We start from the raw sequence: 17,405 nt of genomic DNA, 5'->3' as shown, positions 1-17,405 counted from the left end.
CCCAGATCAGCGCATCCTGACCCTCTACAGGTTCTTTTCCGCGTAAACCCGCAGGGCATCCCTGACGAAGGTCGCCCCTGATTCGCCACCATAGTTGGCGGCGAACCGCGGATCGGCAACGTACATCTCGCCGAGTCCTGTGACGTAACCCTTGACGTCTCCGCCAGGTGCCGCCGTCGGGGTTCCTGGAATTCCGCTAAGCCACTCGACGTGGCGCCGCGCCAGGTCTTGCGCTTCGGCGCTGTCCGGCGAAACTCCTGAGTCTGCGGCTGAGATCCAGTCCGCGCCCAGCTTCTGGACCCGGTCCTTCCACTGCTGCTTTTCTTCGGCGTGCATTCCGCGCCACCATGAATCACTGGCGGCGTAGGCATCCTTGCCCCAACGCTCCTCCACCTCGTCCTTGTACTGAGTGTGGTCGAAGCCGTCAAACATGTTGTGTGCCATGTACTTTCCATCCCCTTTCATAGTGTCGATGGTCTGCCGAACAGAGGCGATCTGCCGGGTCAGCCTGTCCTGCTCCTGCGCAAGCCATTCCAGATGACTACTCAGCGCTTTGACGGTGTCCGTCTCGCGGTCAAGAACTTCGGTAATGGCCGGCAAGCCGAGCCCTAGTTCCCGGAGCAGGAGGATGCGCTGGAGCTGAACCAGTGCCGGACCGTCATAGTAGCGGTAGCCGTTATGGCCGGTCCGGCTTGGTTTCAGCAGCCCGATGTCGTCGTAGTGACGCAGCGTGCGGCTGGTGGTCCCTGCAATCTTGGCGATCTCCTGAATTGACCAGTCCATACGTCCTCCGTCGTGTGCTTATTCTTCGACAGTAGAGGTTGACGTTACGTCAAGGTCAAGGGGATGGTGACCAGCATTTAGTCAGCCAGAATCAGGTAGAGCGCCCGGCGGGTTTCGTCCAGTTTCTCGATGGCCGCTTGACGCTGTTCGTCGGTAGCGGCTCCGCGGAACTGGTGGATGACTCCCATGAGCTTTCCGACGCTTTGGTGGAAAGCTGCACCGGTTCCATCAGCCTCGGTATTCCAGGCGTTGGCGAGTTCTTCCTCATGCTCGGCTACATAGGCCTTGCCGTCGTCCGTGAGGGTGAACTCGGTACGGCGACCCTCGCCGACGGCGACGATCAGTTCTTCGTCCACCAGTTGCTGCAGGGTGGGGTAGACCGAGCCGGGGCTGGGACGCCAGGCGCCGGACGTCTTCTCGGCGATGGTCTTGATCAGGCCGTAGCCGTTGGACGGGGCTTCAGCCAGGAGCGAGAGAATCGCTGCGCGGACGTCGCCGCGGTTGGCGCGTCGTGAACCGCCTGGACCGAAGCTCCTTGGTCCAAAGCCGGGTCCGAAACCGCCGGGGCCGAAGCCGGGTCCGAATCCGCCTCCGCCGTGTCCGCCCGGTCCGCGCCGGCCCTTGCCTCGGTTGAAGCGACCCCGGCCATGTCCGTGTTCGGGATGTCCATGGTCGTGCTCGGGGAATGAATTGTTGTGTTCGTTGATGCCTTTCATAGCAGCATCGTCCTTTCGGTTGAATGTCGCCGAAGAAGTATCGGCGATAGTTAACGATATATCGGTAACTATCGCAACGTCAAGACCCTGGAAGCGCGATGTGAGAGAGGGACGGCGGGAAGCCCGAGGGATGTGAGAGAGGGACGGCGGGAAGCCCGAGGGATGTGAGAGAGGGACGGCGGGAAGCTTGAGGGATGTGAGAGAGGGACGGTTAAAGCACGACGGCGGGTGGCAGCTTCCGTGGGGAAGCCGGCACCCGCCGTCGTTAGTGGTTGTAAAGACTAGTGGTTGTAAAGACTAGTGGCTATTTCCACCACGTGTCGAAGATGGTGACCGGAACGGTGCGCTTGTGGCGCGTGCGGAGGTACTTTTGCTCGAGAATCTCGGCAACGCCGTCGGCGACGTCGCGGCCCTCAAGGTAATCGTCGATCTGGTCGTACGTGATGCCGAGCTCGTCCTCGTCAGTGCGGCCGGGCTTGTCGTCCAGGAGGTCGGCCGTGGGCACCTTCTGCCAAAGGCGGGCGGGAGCGCCCAGCTCGGCCAGGATTGCGCGGTTCTGGCGCTTGTTCAGGCCGAACTGCGGGAGGATGTCAGCGCCGCCGTCGCCGAATTTGGTGAAGAAGCCGGTCACGGACTCGGCGCCATGGTCTGTGCCGATCACCAGGTAGTTGTGCTCGCCGGCCAAGGCGTATTGGGCGATCATGCGGGCGCGGGCCTTGGTGTTGCCCTTGTGGAAATCGGAAATTTCGGCGCCGGTGGTTTTCTCGAACTCTTCCTCGAAACCGTCAACGGCCCGGGAAATGTTGAAGGTCCACTCGGTCTTGGCCTTGATGAAGTCCAAGGCTGCCTGCGCGTCGTCTTCGTCGTGCTGGATCCCGTAGGGGAGTCGCACGGCTACGAAGTTCGCGTCCACGCCATCGGCGGCCAGCTCTTCCACGGCCAGCTGGGCAAGCCTGCCGGCAAGGGTGGAATCCAGCCCGCCGGAGATCCCCAGGACGAAGCCCATGGTGCCCGTCGCTTTCACGTAGTCCTTGAGGAAGGCGACCCGTTTGCGGATCTCCTCCGCAGGATCGATCCGGGGCTGGACGCCCATTTCTTCAATGATCTTTGCCTGGAGTTCGCGCATGCTCCAACACTAGTCAGCATGGTTGCGGACGCTCAACCATATTGCTCACTTACAGCCCACATGTCAGCTAGTTGGAAGGGGCCGAACCTGTGGAACCGCGGACGGTGAGGTGGGTGGGCATGACGGAGCGGCTGCGGTTCCCGCCGCCGGCCAACGGATTCAGCTGGGCCAGCAACATGGACACCGCCACACGTCCTGCCTGCTCAATGGGCGAGCTCATGGTGGTCAGTGGCGGATTGCAGAAGTCTGCCCCAAAGATGTCATCACAGCCCACGATGCTCATGTCCTCCGGTACTCGAAGTCCACGTTCGCGGAGCCGTTGCAGCATGCCGATGGCAATGAGGTCATTGAAGACGATGCACGCAGTTACCCCGCTGTGCACGGCGGCATCTGCCGCAGCTGCGCCGGATTGGGTCTTTGGTGCGAAGGGTCCGATTCTGCGGACATCAACCCCGCGTTCCTCGGCGGCTTCTGACAAGGCAATCCAGCGCCGGGCACTGGATTGCGAAACGGCGGGCCCGGAGACGTAGGCAACTGAAGTGTGGCCCAGGGAAATCAGGTGGTCCAATGCCTGAGGCATGGCTGAGGGGGTGTCGATGAGGACTGCCGGGACGCCGTCGACGTCGCGGTTCACGGTGACCATGGGCATGCGGGCCGCCGCAGCAGCAAGTGCTTCGTCGTTGAGGCGGGACGCCGCCACAACGACGCCGTCGGCACTTTTGCGTAGCTGCTCCAGCGTGCTGGCCTCCACCTCGTCTGATTCCTCCGTATCAACCAGCAACTGCGTGTAACCGGCTGCCTTCAACTGAAGCTGCGTTCCCCTGATGAGGTCGAAGTAGAACGGGTTGGTGATATCCGGAACCAGGACGCCCACGGCACCTGTCTTGCCGGAGCTGAGCGCTTTCGCCTGGGAGTTGGGCGTGTAATTAAGCTCGACGGCGGCGGCTTGGATCCGCTCGCGGGTGCGGATATTGACGCGCTCCGGATTGGCAAGAGCCCTGGAAACAGTGGACGCTGCGACGCCACAGAGCGCAGCGATGTCGTGGATGGTGGCGGGCCGGCCTGTTGCCATGGGTTGCGTCGCCATGGGCGTTCCTCTCTGAACGGCAGACATAGGCGTTCCTTTCAGAACGACCAATTCGTCCGGCTGTGACTACTGCCACACCGTTGAACAAGGATGCCATAGGACGGCAGATAATGGCAATCGGTTGTCAAGTCCGTGCCAAGATGGCTAAACTCGAGGGACAAGACCTGCCTGTGAACTGCGTCACCACGCCCCTCGTGTGCCGCAACAGGACGACCAAGGAGATTTCGTGACTCAACCCAGCGCCGTGTGGAGCCTGTCCGGTTTCGGCGACGAAGTAGACCCCGATCCCGCCATCCAGGCCGCAGTGCTGTTGGCTCTGGGTGCGAGCCACATCGAAGTCCGCAGCGCGTGGGGGACCAATGTTTCGGAACTCGAGCATGACGCTGTGCTTCGGCTTAAGGACATCCTGGACGAGAGTGGCCTCAAGGTTTCAGCTGTTGCCAGCCCCATTGGCAAGGTGGACGTCAGCCTTCCCGTGGACCATGAGGTGACCCGGCTTCGCCAGATCATCTCCGTTGCCAAAGCCTTGGACACCAAGTACGTCCGCATCTTCTCCTTCTACCGCGGCGAGGAGCAGAGCCAGGAAGACATCCGTGAGGCCGTCATGGAGCGCATGTCCGCACTGTCTGCAGAAGCCGCAGCCCACGGCATTGTCCTGCTGCACGAAAACGAGAAGGGCATCTACGGCGATACCCCTGATCGCGTCCTGGACATCATGGAAACGGTCAACTCGCCGGCGCTCCGGGTGGCGTGGGACAACGCCAACTTCGTCCAAGTGGGCGTCAAGCCTTATACCGAGGGTTATGCCATCCTGCGTCCATACCTTGAGTACCTGCAGGTTAAGGATGCAATCGCCGCCACCGGCGAAGTGGTTCCTTCCGGCGAAGGTGACGGCGAGCTGGACGCGACCATCAGCGCCCTTGCCGCCGACGGCTACACCGGCTTCGCTTCACTTGAGCCCCACCTGGCCAGCGCCCACGAGCTCGGCGGATACTCCGGTCCGGTTGCTTTCGGAATCGCAGCCCGTGCCTTTGCGGGCCTCGCAGTCAAGAACGGCGTAACCCTGGCCTAACGGCCCGGCATCCAACTTACCCAGCATCAACCTTCAAAGGAGCAGGTATGCCTACAGCAGCAGTCATTGGTTGCGGTGATATCTCCACCATCCACTTCGCAGCACTGGCCACCATGGAAACTGCCGACTTAGTGGCGGTCTGCGACACCGATCCGGAGAGGTTGGAAGCGGCGGCAGCCGCCCACGGCGTCACCGGCTACGCGGACTACCTGGACATGCTCCAAAAGGTGCGTCCCGACGTCGTGCATGTTTGTACGCCGCACCACCTTCACGCCTCGGTGGCCGCCGACTGTTTGGAGCGCGGCGTCAACGTCATTGTTGAGAAGCCGCTGGCTCACACCTCGGCAGAGGGGCGTCGGCTGATTGACGTTGCGGAGCGAAGCGATGCGAAGATCGCCGTCTGTTTCCAGAACCGCTACAACGCGACGTCGCAAGCAATGCATGAACTGCTCGACGGCGGCACGCTGGGTCAGGTGATCGGCGCCTCGGCAACCGTCATGTGGCACCGGGACGGCAGTTACTACCGCAGCCGCCCGTGGCGCGGCACCTGGGCGGAGGGCGGCGGCGGTCTGCTGATGAACCAGGCCATACACACCGTGGACCTTCTGCAGTGGCTGGTGGGTGATGTTGCCAAGGTGGAAGGCCATGCGTCCACCCGTTCCTTGGGCGGCGTGATCGAGGTGGAGGACACCGCGGAGTTCGTTGCCGAGCATGTGAACGGTGCACGAAGCGTCTTCTACGCAACGCTGGCCAATGCGGTGAATGCGCCGGTTACCTTGGACATCGTTACAGAGAAGGCGACGCTCAGCCTGCGTGGTGACCTCACGGTGAGCTACTCCGACGGCAGGGTTGATGTCATCCCGGAGAGGGTGGCTGAAAGCGGTGGCAGGTCCTACTGGGGTGTGTCCCATGAGCTCCTGATCGCGGATTTCTACAACAAGCTCCACGAGGCCGGGCCGTTCTGGATCAACCCCGCAGAAGCCGGAAAATCCTTGAGGATCATCAAGGAGATCTATGCCCAAAGCTACCCGGAGATGGCCGACCGGGTGGGTTGAGAACCACCCTCGGGTGCCATCTTGGCAACAATCTAAGAAACTTTTGACAATCGGTTGCCAAGATCGCGCAAAGTCCGTACTGTAAAACTCACACCTCAGAAAAGTGTGGTGCAGGCCACACGCCCCAAGCTCTGACTCGCATCAGGCAAAGACTCAGTAGGAGCCAACAATGAAGTTAGGTCCCAAGGCGGCAGCAGCCGCCATCGTACTTAGCGCCTCCCTGGCGCTCACCGCCTGTGGCGGCGGGAATGCCGGCGCCGGAACTGGTTCCACCAGCGGCACCAAGACCGTCACCGCCCTGACGCTGGGCACCCTGCGGGACCTTACCTCCTGGGACCCGGCGCAGGCTCACGTAGGCCACGCCCTCCAGCCGTATCAGGCAGCCTACGACTCCCTGATCCTCCGCGAACCGGACGGCAAGCTCAGCCCCATGCTGGCAACCGCCTGGAAGTACAACGACACCAACACCAAGCTCACTGTTGACCTCCGCACGGACGTCACGTTCAGCGACGGAGCCAAGTTCGACGCTGCTGCCGCCAAAGCCAACATGGACCACTTCAAGAAGGCCAACGGCCCGCAGATGGCCCAACTGGGTTCAGTTTCCGACGTCGCAGTGGTGGACGCCGACACCATCGACATCAACCTCAGCGCACCGGAGCCGGCCCTTGAATACTTCCTGAGCCAGGCCGCGGGCCTGATGGGAAGCCCCGCAGCACTGGGCACCGATGCCATCAAGACCGTCCCGGTAGGCTCCGGCCCGTACGTGATGGATAAGGCAGCCTCCGTCAAGGATTCCCAGACAGTCTTTACCGCACGCGAGGGTTACTGGAACAAGGACCTCCAGAAGTACAAGAAGCTAACCCTCAAGGTCCTCCTTGACCCCACGGCCCGCACCAATGCGCTGGTGTCCGGCCAGATCGACGCCACGCTGCTGGACCCCAAGAACGGCAAGCAGGCCGAGGGCGCCAAGATGAAGCTCGAAACCAACCAGGTTGACTGGTCCGGCCTGCTTCTTCTGGACCGTGACGGCACTAAGAACCCGGCCCTGGCCAATCTTAAGGTCCGCCAGGCCATCAACCACGCCTTTGACCGGAAGACCATCCTGGATCAGGTCATGCTGGGCCAGGGCACTGCCACCACGCAGCCATTTGGCAAGGACAGCGGTGCCTGGACCGAGGAGCTGGAGAACTACTACAGCTATGATCCCGAGAAAGCCAAGCAGCTCCTGAAGGAATCCGGATTCGAGGGCAAGGTCAGCTTCGAAGTTCCCACCCTTCCCGGCGCGGAAACCCTGATCTCCGTCATGAAGCAGCAGCTTGCAGACGTGGGAATTACGCTGAACCCGGGTGCAGCCATCACCAACACCTTCACTTCTGACGTTGCCGCCCAGAAGTACCCCGCGCTCTTCTTCAACCTCTTCCAGGGTGAGCCCACTGTGGCGATCGACCAGATCGTCTCCACCAAGGCCCTCTACAACCCGTTCAAGACCACCACCCCTGAGCTTGAGGCCAAGATCGCGGCCGTGCGCACCGGTGGTGCTGAGGCCGGCAAGCTGGCCCAGGAAGTCAATAAATACGTGGTGGAACAAGCCTGGTTCGCCCCGCTGTTCCGCGTAAACCAGATGTATTACCACAACGACAAAGTGAACGTGGTCCCGCAGGTCCAGCAGGCCGTTCCGTCCATCTACAACTACTCGCCCGCCAAGTAGGAACCATGATCAAGTTCATTGCGAAAAGACTGGGCAGTGGTCTGGTGGTGTTGTTCGTAGTCTCGGTCCTCACCTTCACCCTGCTGTACACCTCCAGCGGAAGTATTGCCCAGAACATCCTGGGGGATCAGGCAACACCTGAACAGGTTGTCTTGAAGGAACAGGAACTGGGCCTCGACCAGCCACTCTTTGTCCGCTACTTCGCCTGGTTGGGCGATGCCCTCACCGGCAACCTTGGAGCCTCCTGGTTCACCTCGGAGCCGGTGGCAAACTCCCTGGCCACCCGCATCCCGGTGACCATGACCATGGTTTTCACCGCAATGATCCTGATCGCCATCTGCGCAGCACTGATCGGTGTTGCCGCAGCCGTGAAGCGCGGCTGGGTGGACAGGGTAGTCCAGATTGGCGCGATCGTTGGGGACTCCATCCCCGGGTATGTAATCGGCGTGTTCCTGGTAACCATCCTGGCCATCCAGCTGGGTTTCTTCCCCGCCACCAGCACCATCTCCCCGGAGGCGGGTCCGGAGGCCTGGGTCTATTCCATGACCCTTCCCGTGATCGCGTTGCTGATCAACGGTGTGACAGGCGGCGCCCAACAGATCCGCTCCGCCGTGATCAAGCAGCTTGAGCGTGACTACGTCCGGACGCTGCGCAGCCGCGGCATCGGCGAGCGCGAAATCCTCTTCAAGCACGTGCTCCGCAGCGCTGCACCCGCGGGTCTTACGGTCTTGAGCCTGCAGCTGATCGGCATGCTGGGTGGTGTGGTGATCATCGAGCAGATCTTCGCCCTCCCGGGAATGGGTCCGCTGGCCGTTGCCGCTACCACCCAAACTGATCTTCCCGTGGTCATGGGAGTGGTGATGTACACCGTGGTGGTGGTCATCGTCGTGAACCTCCTGGTGGACATCCTCAATGGTTGGCTCAACCCGAAAGTACGTGTCTCATGAGCGACTCCGTAGATTCAGCAGCAGTATCCGCAGACTCCATGGGCCTGGCAGCGAAGCCCGAATCAGGCCAGAGCGGCACGGTGGTCCGTTCCACCGTGATGCGCCGCCTCCTGAAGAACCCCATGGGCATCGCCTCGCTGGTGATCCTGGTGACAATCGCTGCGCTGGCCATCCTGGCGCCGTTAATCGCGCCGTTCGAAGAGAACTTCGCCAATATTTCCAAGACCCTGGCCGCTCCTGATTCTGTCAACATCATGGGGACGGACAGCGCGGGGCGGGATACTTGGAGCCGCTTGCTCTTCGGCGCTCAGCTGACGTTGTTGTCAGCGCTGCTTTGCGCCGGTGTTGCAATTGCAATCGGACTCCCGGCAGGGCTGATTGCGGGCTACTACGCGGGTAAGTTCGAAGCTGTCTCCAACTGGGTAGTCAGCATCCTCATGAGCCTGCCCGGCCTGATCGTTCTGCTCACCATCCGTGCAGCCTTCGGGCCTTCAGTATGGATCTCCATGATCGCTTTCGGAGTGCTGATCAGTCCTTCCTACTTCCGGCTCACCCGCACCGCAGTGCAGTCGGTCCGGAACGAGCTTTACGTGGACGCCGCCCGGGTCTCCGGCCTGTCCGATCTGAGCATCATCGCCCGCCACATCTTCTCCGTGGTACGCGCACCCATCATCATCCAAACCGCCGCAATCGCCGGGGTTGCCATCGCCATCCAGTCCGGCCTCGAATTCCTGGGCTTGGGTGATCCCACCAAAGCCACCTGGGGCGTCATGCTCTCCGAAGGCTTCAAGAACGTCTATCTCACGCCTACCTTGCTGCTCTGGCCCGCACTGGCCATGGCGCTCACCATCGGCGGTCTGGTCCTCCTCGGCAACGCCATCCGCGACGCCCTGGAGGACGGCGAAAAGATCAAGCACCGCAAAAAGCGGGCCCTTGCAACAGCAGAAAGCACGACGCCGGCCCCCGCCAAGGCGCGCCAGTCACGGAAGTCCGTGGCCGCCGTCGACGCCGGAACCGAGCACCACTTGGTGAAGGTGACCAATCTCGGCGTCGGCTATCCGCAGGCTGACGGCTCCATCAAGAAGGTAGTGGACGACGTCTCGTTCCACGTGGACCGCGGCGAAATCCTGGGGATCGTGGGCGAATCGGGTTCGGGCAAGTCCCAGACCGCGTTCTCCATTCTGGGCCTGCTGCCGGACAACGCACGGATTGTGGGCGGTTCCATCCAGTTCGATGGCAACTACACGGTGGCTCCCGGCGATGACCGCGTCAGCCAGGAAAGGCTGTCCAAGCTGCGCGGCAAGCGGATCTCCTACATTCCGCAGGAACCCATGAGCAACCTGGACCCTGCCTTCACCATCGGCTACCAGTTGGTCACCCCCATGGTCCGTGTCCTGGGAGTCTCCAAGGCAGAAGCCCGCCAGCGCGCGCTAAAGCTGCTCACCGACGTCGGCATTGCCAACCCGGAACGCACTTTCAACGCTTACCCGCACGAGGTCTCCGGCGGCATGGCCCAGCGTGTACTGATCGCCGGTGCCATCAGCTGCGAACCGGACCTGGTGATTGCTGACGAACCCACCACCGCCTTGGACGTCACCGTGCAGGCCGATGTGCTGGACCTGCTGCGCGAGCTGCAGCAACGCCTGAACATCGGCGTGATCCTGGTGACCCACAACTTCGGCGTAGTCGCCGATCTCTGTGATCGCGTGGCCGTGATGCAGAATGGCCGGCTCGTGGAAGAAGGAACCGTCCGCGAGATCCTCCGGAACCCGAAGGAGCCATACACGCAGACCCTGCTGAGGTCCATGCTCGAAGGCAAGACCCCCATGACCATGCTTGTATCGAAGGCTGGATCGGCAGCACAGTCCGGATCAGCAGCACAGAAGGAGCCGGTGGCATGAGCGCCTCTCTTGACTCATCGCAGAAGTCCCCGCTCCTGTCCGTGGAGAACCTGGTGGTGGAATACCCCAGCAAGCGGTTCCGGGCCAAACCTTTCCGGGCGCTGACGGATATCAACATCACCATCGGCCAGGGCGAAACCCTGGGTTTGGTGGGGGAGTCAGGTTCGGGCAAGACCACACTGGGCCGCGCCGTCCTGGGCTTGGCACCGGTCACCGCCGGAAAGGTGATCTTCGAGGGCAACGACATCAGCAACGCGTCCCGCAAGGAACGCCGGACGCTCAGCCGTGACCTGCAAGTGGTTTTCCAGGACCCGTACACCTCGCTGAACCCGGCGCTGGAAATCGGCGACATCCTCGCTGAGCCGCTAGGCGTGCAAGGCATGGCGCCTGCGGCGGCCAAGAAACGTGTCAAGGAACTGTTGGACCAGGTGGGCCTGCCGACGGACGCGATCCACCGGCTGCCACGTGAGTTCAGCGGCGGCCAGCGCCAGCGCGTTGCGATTGCACGGGCTCTCGCCCTGTCCCCGAAGCTCATTGTCTGCGACGAACCTGTCAGCGCACTGGACCTCTCCACCCAGGCCCGCGTGCTGGACCTCTTCCTGCAGATCCAGAAGGACACTGGCGTTTCGTATTTGTTTGTCTCGCACGACCTCGACGTCGTGAGGCACATCAGCCACCGGGTGGCCGTCATGTACCACGGCGAGATCGTGGAACAAGGCCCCGCCGAGGTAGTCACCCGCGATCCCGAGCACCCTTACACCCAACGGCTGCTGCTGGCCTCGCCCGTGCCCGATCCGGACCGGCAGGAACAACGCCGGGCAGACCGCCACCGCTTGCTTGCCAACCAACACAGCCAAACCGAACAGCAAGGTGCCGTGGCCTGAACAGCCCCGCATCCCAACACACATCCAGGGCCTGGAAGGGCCCGGAAACCCCGGAGGAAAAAGTGGCCACTATAGGCGTCCAAGCCATGATGCTGAAGAACAGTTTTGCTGACGTTGGAGCATTCGAAACGCTCCGCAAGGTCAGCGCGATCGGCTATAACGCCGTCGAGATTTCCCAGATCCCCATGACCCCGGAGAACGTGGGCGAACTGGAGCGCTCCCGCACGGAGCTGGGCATGGACATCGCCGCGCTTTCGGTCAACATTGAAGGCCGCAAAGGCATGCCTGTGGAATCACTGGCGGACAACTTCGACAAGATCGTGGACGACGCCAAGCGGCTGGACAGCTCGCTGCTGCGCATCGGGATGCTTCCGTTCGGGGCCATGAAATCACTGGACTCGGTGGTTGAATTTGCCAAGCAAGCCAACGGTTATGCCGAGCGGCTGCAGGAACACGGCATCAGCTTGTACTACCACAACCACCACATCGAGTTCGCAAAGTTCGATGGCAAATACATGCTGGACATCATCGCCGAAAACTCCCCGGCCATGGGCATGGAGATTGACGTCCACTGGGTGCAGCGCGGTGGCCTGGACCCCGTGCGGACCCTCGAAAAGTACGCCGGCAATACTGCCATGGTGCACCTCAAGGACTACAGGATCGGTCAGATGCCGGAATCGTCATTCGGGCTCCTGGAGAAGGGCGACTTCCCCGGGTTCATGGCCGAGTTCCGCAATGTGGTGCAGTTCGCCGAAGTGGGCGAGGGCAACCTGGACTTCCCCTCCATCATTCCTGCCGCCATAGCTGCAGGTGCCCGGTATCTCCTGGTGGAGCAGGACGAACTGTATGGCCGGACCGTCTGGGATGCACTCCAGACCTCGTACGACAACCTGGTGGCCATGGGCCACGCCGACCTTTTCTAGATTTCAATACCTTCGAAGTTTTCAGCACAGGAGATTGCATTCATGAGCAAGAAAGTACGCCTCGGCATCATCGGCCTGGGCCAGCAAGGCGGCGCCTACGCCAAGTTCATCACGGACGGCCTGGTGCCCAACATGGAAATCGGCGCCATCTGCGATATTGATCCCGCCAAGAAGGAACTCGCCGCCTCGCTGTACCCGGATGTCCCGTTCTTTGACGACTACATCGCCCTGCTCGAAAGCGGTTCCGTGGACGCGATCGTCACCTGCGTGCCGCACTTCCTTCACCCGGAGATGGGCATCGAAACCCTTAAGCGCAACATCCACGCGCTCGTGGAGAAGCCCGCCGGTGTCTACACCAAGCAGGTCAAGGAACTGAACGAGTTCGCCGCCTCCAAGCCGGAACTTTCCTTCGGCATCATGTTCAATCAGCGCAACAACCCCCTGTACAAGAAGCTCAAGGAAATCGTCGATAACGGCGAGATCGGCAAGATCCGCCGCTCCAACTGGATCATCACCAACTGGTGGCGCCCGCAGGGTTACTACAACTCCAGCGAGTGGCGCGCTACGTGGGGCGGTGAGGGCGGTGGCGTCCTGGTCAACCAGGCCCCGCACCAGCTGGACCTTTGGCAGTGGATCTGTGGCGTCCCCCAGTCCGTGTACTCCAAGGTGGCGTACGGTTTCCGCCGTGACATCGCCGTCGAAGATGAAGTCACGGCAGTTGTGGACTACGGCGACGGCGCCACGGGCGTTTTCGTGACAGCCACCCACGACATCGTGGGAACCGACAGGTTCGAAATCCTGGGCGACCAAGGCAAGATCGTGGTGGAGGACAGCAAGGTTGCCACCGTCACCCGCTTGGTCAAACCCGAGCGGGAAATCAGCGACTCAATGGATATGGACGGCGTCCGCAAGCTCTTCATGGGCCAGCTGAACCGCGAGGAGTTGTACAACAGCGAGGTGATCGAGTTCGAGTCTGCGTGGGGCGGCCAGCACGCCGGCGTCCTGGAGAACTTTGCGGCCAACATCCTGGACGGAACTCCGCTGCTGGCTCCAGGCTCAGACGGCATCAACGGCGTTCGCCTGGCCAACGCCATCCACCTTTCCAGCTGGACGGGAAAGGAAGTGTCCTTGGACTTTGACGAGGATGTATTCCTGCAGGAGCTCAACAAGCGCATCGCTGAAGAGGGCAAGTTCCCCGAGCGTTCATAGCCAGAGCGGGCCGGTTGCCGTGATCAATGCATGGCAACCGGCTTTTTTTGTTGCCAAGCGGTCTACGATGGAGCGGTGACTGACCTGACGAGCGCTGGAGCAGCGACCACCCCCACCAGACGAGGCCGGGGGGAGAAGTCCTCTGCCACGATTTACGACATCGCCAAGTTGGCGGGCGTGAATCCCTCTACCGTGTCCCGGGCCCTAAGTAAGCCGGGCCGCGTTAGCGCCAAGACGCAGAAGATCATTGAGGACGCCGCGGCTGAGCTGAACTATCAGGTCAATCCGTTTGCCCGTGCCCTCCCCACCGGCCGTACCCAGACCATCGGGTTGATCGTGGCAGACATCACCAACCCCACGTTCTTTGACATCATTCGCGGCGCGGAAACCACCGGATCCGCCCGTGATTACACGCTGGTTCTGGCTGAGTCCGCGGAGTCACCGGAAACCGAAGTAACCGCCGCCCGGCGCCTGCTGAGCACCGTGGACGGACTCATCCTGGCGAGTCCCCGCATGGACGATGACCAGATCCGGGCCTTGGCTGCTGACAAGCCCGTAGCCGTCATCAACCGTGAGATCACCGGTGTCCCGTGTGTGGTTCCGGATGTCAACAAGGGCATCAGCGAAGCCGTACGCAGCCTGGCCGCCAACGGCCACGAAAAGCTCGCCTACGTTGCCGGTCCCAAGCAGTCCTGGATGACTGCCCGCCGATGGGACGGCGTCAAAGCCGCTGCTGAGTGGTCCAAGCTCAGCGCGGTGCGCCTTGAGTCGTCCAAACCAACGGTGGACGGCGGCAGGCAAGTTGCGCGCGACGTGCTGGAGAGCGGGGCGACGGCGGTGATCACCTACAACGACCTCCTGGCCATCGGTTTGATGCAGGAACTTCAGGCCGGCGGAATGAGCGTCCCGGACCAGATCAGCATTGTTGGCTTCGACGACATTTTTGGGGCCGATTTCACTACGCCCGCGTTGACCACAGTGCGCTCTCCTTTGGGGGAGTGCGGCACCCGCGCCGTGACCATCCTCTTGGATATGCTGCAGGGCCATGAGGCCCCGGGCGAGGCTGTCCGGGTGGAAACGGAACTCGTAGTGCGAGGGTCCAGCGGACGGCTCCTCGCCTAACCACAGCGTCCTGCTGAACAACTGAATGCAACAGGGTGGCAATATTTGGCAACCGGTTGACAAACTGTGGAACCGGAACGCAAGATTGACCTATGTCACAGTCCATTGCCGCACACCCTGACAGGCTCCTGCCCGCAGATCCCGGGACGCGCAGCATCGCGCGGTCCTTGCTGGAGCGCGTCCAGGACCTGCCCATCATTTCTCCGCACGGCCACGTTGACGCTGCTGTCATCGAACAGAACACGCCGTTCCCCGATCCCGCAGCACTCCTGGTCAGCCCGGACCACTACGTCACCCGCTTGATTCACGCCAACGGTGTTCCGATGGATCAGTTACTGACAGGGACGGCTTCCGCCCCCGACTCGCGGGAGATCTGGAGGCAGTTCGTTCAGGCCTGGCCGTTGTTCGAGGGCACTGCCTCCGGTTACTGGTTGCGCACCCAATTCAACGATGTGTTCAAACTCGGCGCGGATCTCAGCGAGATGCCGGCTGACGCCAGCTATGACGCTATCTCCGCAAAGCTGGTTGAGCCGGACTTCCGTCCGCGGCAGCTCTTTAAGGACTTCAACATTGAGGTCCTGGCTACTACGGATGACCCCCTGGACAACCTCGCCAGCCACAAGGCCCTCACTGAGGACCCCAGCTTCAACGGCCGCGTGCTCCCCACGTTCCGGCCCGACGCCTACCTGAACGTGGCGCACCCCAACTGGGGCGCCAACGTTGACCGTTTGATCGAAACCGCGGCCGACGGTGCAGCCGGCTACGCCGGCTACATCGCGGCCCTGGAAAACCGCCGTCGCTATTTTGTGGAGCACGGCGCGGTGTCGGCAGACCACGGCGTCCGCACCCCGGCCACCCTCAAACTGGATGCCGCAGAAGCGCAAGCACTCTTTGACCGGGCGCGTGCCGGCAAGGCAACGGCTGCTGAACGTGATGCGTTCGAGGCCCACATGATGTACCAGATGGCGCGCATGTCAGTGGCCGACGGCTTGGTCATGACCATCCACCCGGGCTCCTACCGGAACCACCATGAACCTACGTTCACTGAGTTTGGCGCCGACACCGGCCACGACATTCCGTTTGCGGTGAACTACACCGAGGCCATCCGACCGTTGCTGCAGGACTTCGGCACGGCCAAGGATTTCCACCTGGTGCTCTTCACCCTGGATGAGACCGTTTTCTCCCGGGAACTCGCGCCGTTGGCCGGTTTCTACCCGTCCGTTTACATCGGTGCGCCGTGGTGGTTCCTCGATGCCCCGGACGCCATGTTGCGCTTCCGCTCCGCAGTGACAGAGACTGCCGGCTTCTCGCGGTCCTCCGGCTTCATTGATGACACCCGTGCGTTCTGCTCCATTCCCGCACGGCACGACGCCTCCCGCAGGATCGAGGCGTCCTTCCTCGCGCGCCTTGTAGCCGAACACCGCGTTACTGAAGACCGTGCGCACGAGCTGATCCTCGACGTCGTCGATACCTCACCCCGACGGGTATTCAAGCTATGACCGCCGAACTTCCGCGCCTTGGCCACGACGTTGCCCCTCACCCCAAGGCTCCCGTGCGCATTGTCCACCTGGGTCTTGGTGCGTTCCACCGTTCGCATCAGGCGTGGTTTACGCAGCACGCGGGCGACGCGGGGGAGTGGGGCATTGCCTCCTTCACCGGCCGCCGCCCGGATGCTGCCAAGGTCCTGGCCGCCCAAGACGGGCTATTCACCGTAGTGGAGCGTGCTGACTCGGGCGACTCGTTCGAGGTGGTGGGCAGCATCGTGGAAGCCGTGGATGGTGCCAACGTACAGCGCTTGGTTGAACTGGTGGCAGCGCCCGAAACGGCTGTGGTCACGCTGACCATCACCGAAGCCGCCTACGGGTTTGGTGCCGACGACGTCAGGCTGCTCCTTTCCGGCCAGGATCCCACGACGCCGTTGGGGCGATTGGTCCGCGGCCTCGCCGCACGCAGGGACGCCGACGCCGGTCCCCTCGCCGTTGTTTCCTGCGACAACCTCTCGGACAACGGCAATGTGGCGCGCCATGCGGTAGTCAACCTTGCCGGCGGGTTCGACGCCGGGTTGGCGGACTGGGTTGATGCCAACGTCAGCTTCGTGAGCACCTCAGTGGACAGAATCACCCCGCGCACCACCGCTGAGGATGTTCAGTTGGTAGCCCGCGAGTGCGGCTACCGGGATGAAGCGCCGGTGGTGGCCGAGCCCTTCCGCAACTGGGTGCTCAGCGGTCACTTCCCCGCAGGGCGGCCCCGCTGGGAGGATGCCGGCGCAGTGTTCGTGGACCACATAGAGCCCTACGAAAACCGCAAGCTGTGGCTCCTCAACGGCGCGCACTCCATCCTGGCCTATGCTGGCCAGCTTCGCGGACACACTACTGTTGCCGAAGCCTTGGCTGATCCGGTGTGCTTGCAAGCTGTGGAGGAGTTCTGGGATGAAGCATCCCGCCACCTTGCCGGCGATGATTTGCGCATCCCCGAGTACAGGGAGGCATTGCTGGACCGCTTCAGTAATTCACGGATCGCCCACCACCTGGCTCAAATCGCCATGGACGCCAGCACCAAGCTCCGGATGCGGGCCATCCCTGTGCTCCGCGCTGAGCGTGAGGCGGGCCGGAGCGGCGTCGGTGCGGCCCGAATGATCGCCGTGTGGGCCGCGTACGTGGAGTCGAACCCCGGCCTGCAGGACCCGCAGTCCGGCGCGGTGGCGGAGGCCAACCAGCTTGCCGGCCTTGGGCGCACTGCTGCGCTTGTAGCGTTGCTCGATTCTGAGCTCGCCCGGGATTCTGCGGTAGTGGAGCTCGTCCACAAGCTTAGCCATGAATTCGCAAGAGCAATGCAACCGATTGCCACCGTTGGCAATCGAAGCTAAAACTGT

The 17,405-nt window shown here is 62.2% G+C and carries 15 protein-coding genes; 11 read left to right on the top strand and 4 right to left on the bottom strand.

The features are described 5' to 3' along the window. Positions 1-24: 24 nt before the first annotated feature. The 4 genes from J7I86_RS03920 to J7I86_RS03905 all read right to left on the bottom strand — a co-directional run bounded on the left by J7I86_RS03920 (position 25) and on the right by J7I86_RS03905 (position 3,712). A complete protein-coding gene (locus J7I86_RS03920) occupies positions 25-783 on the bottom strand; it encodes a MerR family transcriptional regulator (RefSeq protein ID WP_214815768.1) in 759 nt (252 codons plus the stop codon). Positions 784-860: 77 nt separating this feature from the next. Next, complete coding sequence (locus tag J7I86_RS03915) at positions 861-1,499, bottom strand: PadR family transcriptional regulator (protein WP_214815765.1); 639 nt, start codon at positions 1,497-1,499, stop codon at positions 861-863. Between the two features lie 304 nt (positions 1,500-1,803). Then, a complete protein-coding gene (gene nadE / locus J7I86_RS03910) occupies positions 1,804-2,625 on the bottom strand; it encodes an ammonia-dependent NAD(+) synthetase (RefSeq protein ID WP_214815762.1) in 822 nt (273 codons plus the stop codon). 67 nt (positions 2,626-2,692) lie between these two features. Beyond that, the gene (locus J7I86_RS03905; RefSeq protein ID WP_214815760.1) at positions 2,693-3,712 is read right to left on the bottom strand and encodes a LacI family DNA-binding transcriptional regulator; all 1,020 of its coding nucleotides are present in this window, start codon (positions 3,710-3,712) and stop codon (positions 2,693-2,695) included. A gap of 226 nt (positions 3,713-3,938) precedes the next feature. Here J7I86_RS03905 and J7I86_RS03900 point away from each other — a divergent pair, with 226 nt between their 5' ends. The 11 genes from J7I86_RS03900 (at position 3,939) to J7I86_RS03850 (ending at position 17,399) form a co-directional block, all read left to right on the top strand. Continuing rightward, positions 3,939-4,784, top strand: coding sequence for a sugar phosphate isomerase/epimerase (locus J7I86_RS03900; RefSeq protein ID WP_214815756.1), 846 nt, complete (start codon positions 3,939-3,941; stop codon positions 4,782-4,784). Positions 4,785-4,831: 47 nt separating this feature from the next. After that, complete coding sequence (locus J7I86_RS03895; protein WP_214815753.1) at positions 4,832-5,839, top strand: Gfo/Idh/MocA family protein; 1,008 nt, start codon at positions 4,832-4,834, stop codon at positions 5,837-5,839. A 169-nt stretch (positions 5,840-6,008) separates the two neighbouring features. Beyond that, a complete protein-coding gene (locus tag J7I86_RS03890; protein WP_214815750.1) occupies positions 6,009-7,547 on the top strand; it encodes an ABC transporter substrate-binding protein in 1,539 nt (512 codons plus the stop codon). 5 nt (positions 7,548-7,552) lie between these two features. Continuing rightward, positions 7,553-8,494: an ABC transporter permease gene (locus J7I86_RS03885; RefSeq protein WP_214815747.1), complete on the top strand. Its 942-nt coding sequence runs from the start codon at positions 7,553-7,555 to the stop codon at positions 8,492-8,494. Continuing rightward, positions 8,491-10,395, top strand: a complete 1,905-nt coding sequence (locus J7I86_RS03880; protein ID WP_214815744.1) for a dipeptide/oligopeptide/nickel ABC transporter permease/ATP-binding protein — start codon at positions 8,491-8,493, stop codon at positions 10,393-10,395. Before J7I86_RS03885 ends, J7I86_RS03880 begins: the two co-directional genes overlap by 4 nt. Further along, a complete protein-coding gene (locus tag J7I86_RS03875) occupies positions 10,392-11,279 on the top strand; it encodes an ATP-binding cassette domain-containing protein (protein WP_214815742.1) in 888 nt (295 codons plus the stop codon). The genes J7I86_RS03880 and J7I86_RS03875 overlap by 4 nt, the downstream gene beginning before the upstream one ends. A 62-nt stretch (positions 11,280-11,341) precedes the next feature. Further along, entirely contained in the window at positions 11,342-12,202 is an 861-nt protein-coding gene (locus tag J7I86_RS03870; RefSeq protein WP_309476660.1) for a sugar phosphate isomerase/epimerase, read from the top strand. Between the two features lie 42 nt (positions 12,203-12,244). Beyond that, positions 12,245-13,411, top strand: coding sequence for a Gfo/Idh/MocA family protein (locus J7I86_RS03865; RefSeq protein ID WP_214815739.1), 1,167 nt, complete (start codon positions 12,245-12,247; stop codon positions 13,409-13,411). A 75-nt stretch (positions 13,412-13,486) separates the two neighbouring features. After that, on the top strand, positions 13,487-14,533 hold the full coding sequence (locus J7I86_RS03860; protein ID WP_309476659.1) for a LacI family DNA-binding transcriptional regulator: 1,047 nt from the start codon (positions 13,487-13,489) through the stop codon (positions 14,531-14,533). Positions 14,534-14,625: 92 nt separating this feature from the next. Next, positions 14,626-16,032, top strand: coding sequence for a glucuronate isomerase (gene uxaC, locus J7I86_RS03855; RefSeq protein WP_214815733.1), 1,407 nt, complete (start codon positions 14,626-14,628; stop codon positions 16,030-16,032). Next, positions 16,029-17,399, top strand: coding sequence for a mannitol dehydrogenase family protein (locus J7I86_RS03850; RefSeq protein WP_214815730.1), 1,371 nt, complete (start codon positions 16,029-16,031; stop codon positions 17,397-17,399). The genes uxaC and J7I86_RS03850 overlap by 4 nt, the downstream gene beginning before the upstream one ends. Positions 17,400-17,405 lie beyond the last annotated feature (6 nt).

This window comes from Arthrobacter sp. ISL-95 (assembly GCF_018613695.1).
GTDB lineage: Bacteria > Actinomycetota > Actinomycetes > Actinomycetales > Micrococcaceae > Arthrobacter.
This window is presented reverse-complemented; position numbering and strand designations above follow the sequence as displayed.

Coding starts and splice junctions, on each gene's coding strand:
- J7I86_RS03920 (WP_214815768.1), bottom strand. CDS start 783: ATGGACTGGTCAATTCAGGAGATCGCCAAGATTGCAGGGACCACCAGC.
- J7I86_RS03915 (WP_214815765.1), bottom strand. CDS start 1,499: ATGAAAGGCATCAACGAACACAACAATTCATTCCCCGAGCACGACCAT.
- nadE (WP_214815762.1), bottom strand. CDS start 2,625: ATGCGCGAACTCCAGGCAAAGATCATTGAAGAAATGGGCGTCCAGCCC.
- J7I86_RS03905 (WP_214815760.1), bottom strand. CDS start 3,712: ATGGCGACGCAACCCATGGCAACAGGCCGGCCCGCCACCATCCACGAC.
- J7I86_RS03895 (WP_214815753.1), top strand. CDS start 4,832: ATGCCTACAGCAGCAGTCATTGGTTGCGGTGATATCTCCACCATCCAC.
- J7I86_RS03890 (WP_214815750.1), top strand. CDS start 6,009: ATGAAGTTAGGTCCCAAGGCGGCAGCAGCCGCCATCGTACTTAGCGCC.
- J7I86_RS03885 (WP_214815747.1), top strand. CDS start 7,553: ATGATCAAGTTCATTGCGAAAAGACTGGGCAGTGGTCTGGTGGTGTTG.
- J7I86_RS03880 (WP_214815744.1), top strand. CDS start 8,491: ATGAGCGACTCCGTAGATTCAGCAGCAGTATCCGCAGACTCCATGGGC.
- J7I86_RS03875 (WP_214815742.1), top strand. CDS start 10,392: ATGAGCGCCTCTCTTGACTCATCGCAGAAGTCCCCGCTCCTGTCCGTG.
- J7I86_RS03865 (WP_214815739.1), top strand. CDS start 12,245: ATGAGCAAGAAAGTACGCCTCGGCATCATCGGCCTGGGCCAGCAAGGC.
- uxaC (WP_214815733.1), top strand. CDS start 14,626: ATGTCACAGTCCATTGCCGCACACCCTGACAGGCTCCTGCCCGCAGAT.
- J7I86_RS03850 (WP_214815730.1), top strand. CDS start 16,029: ATGACCGCCGAACTTCCGCGCCTTGGCCACGACGTTGCCCCTCACCCC.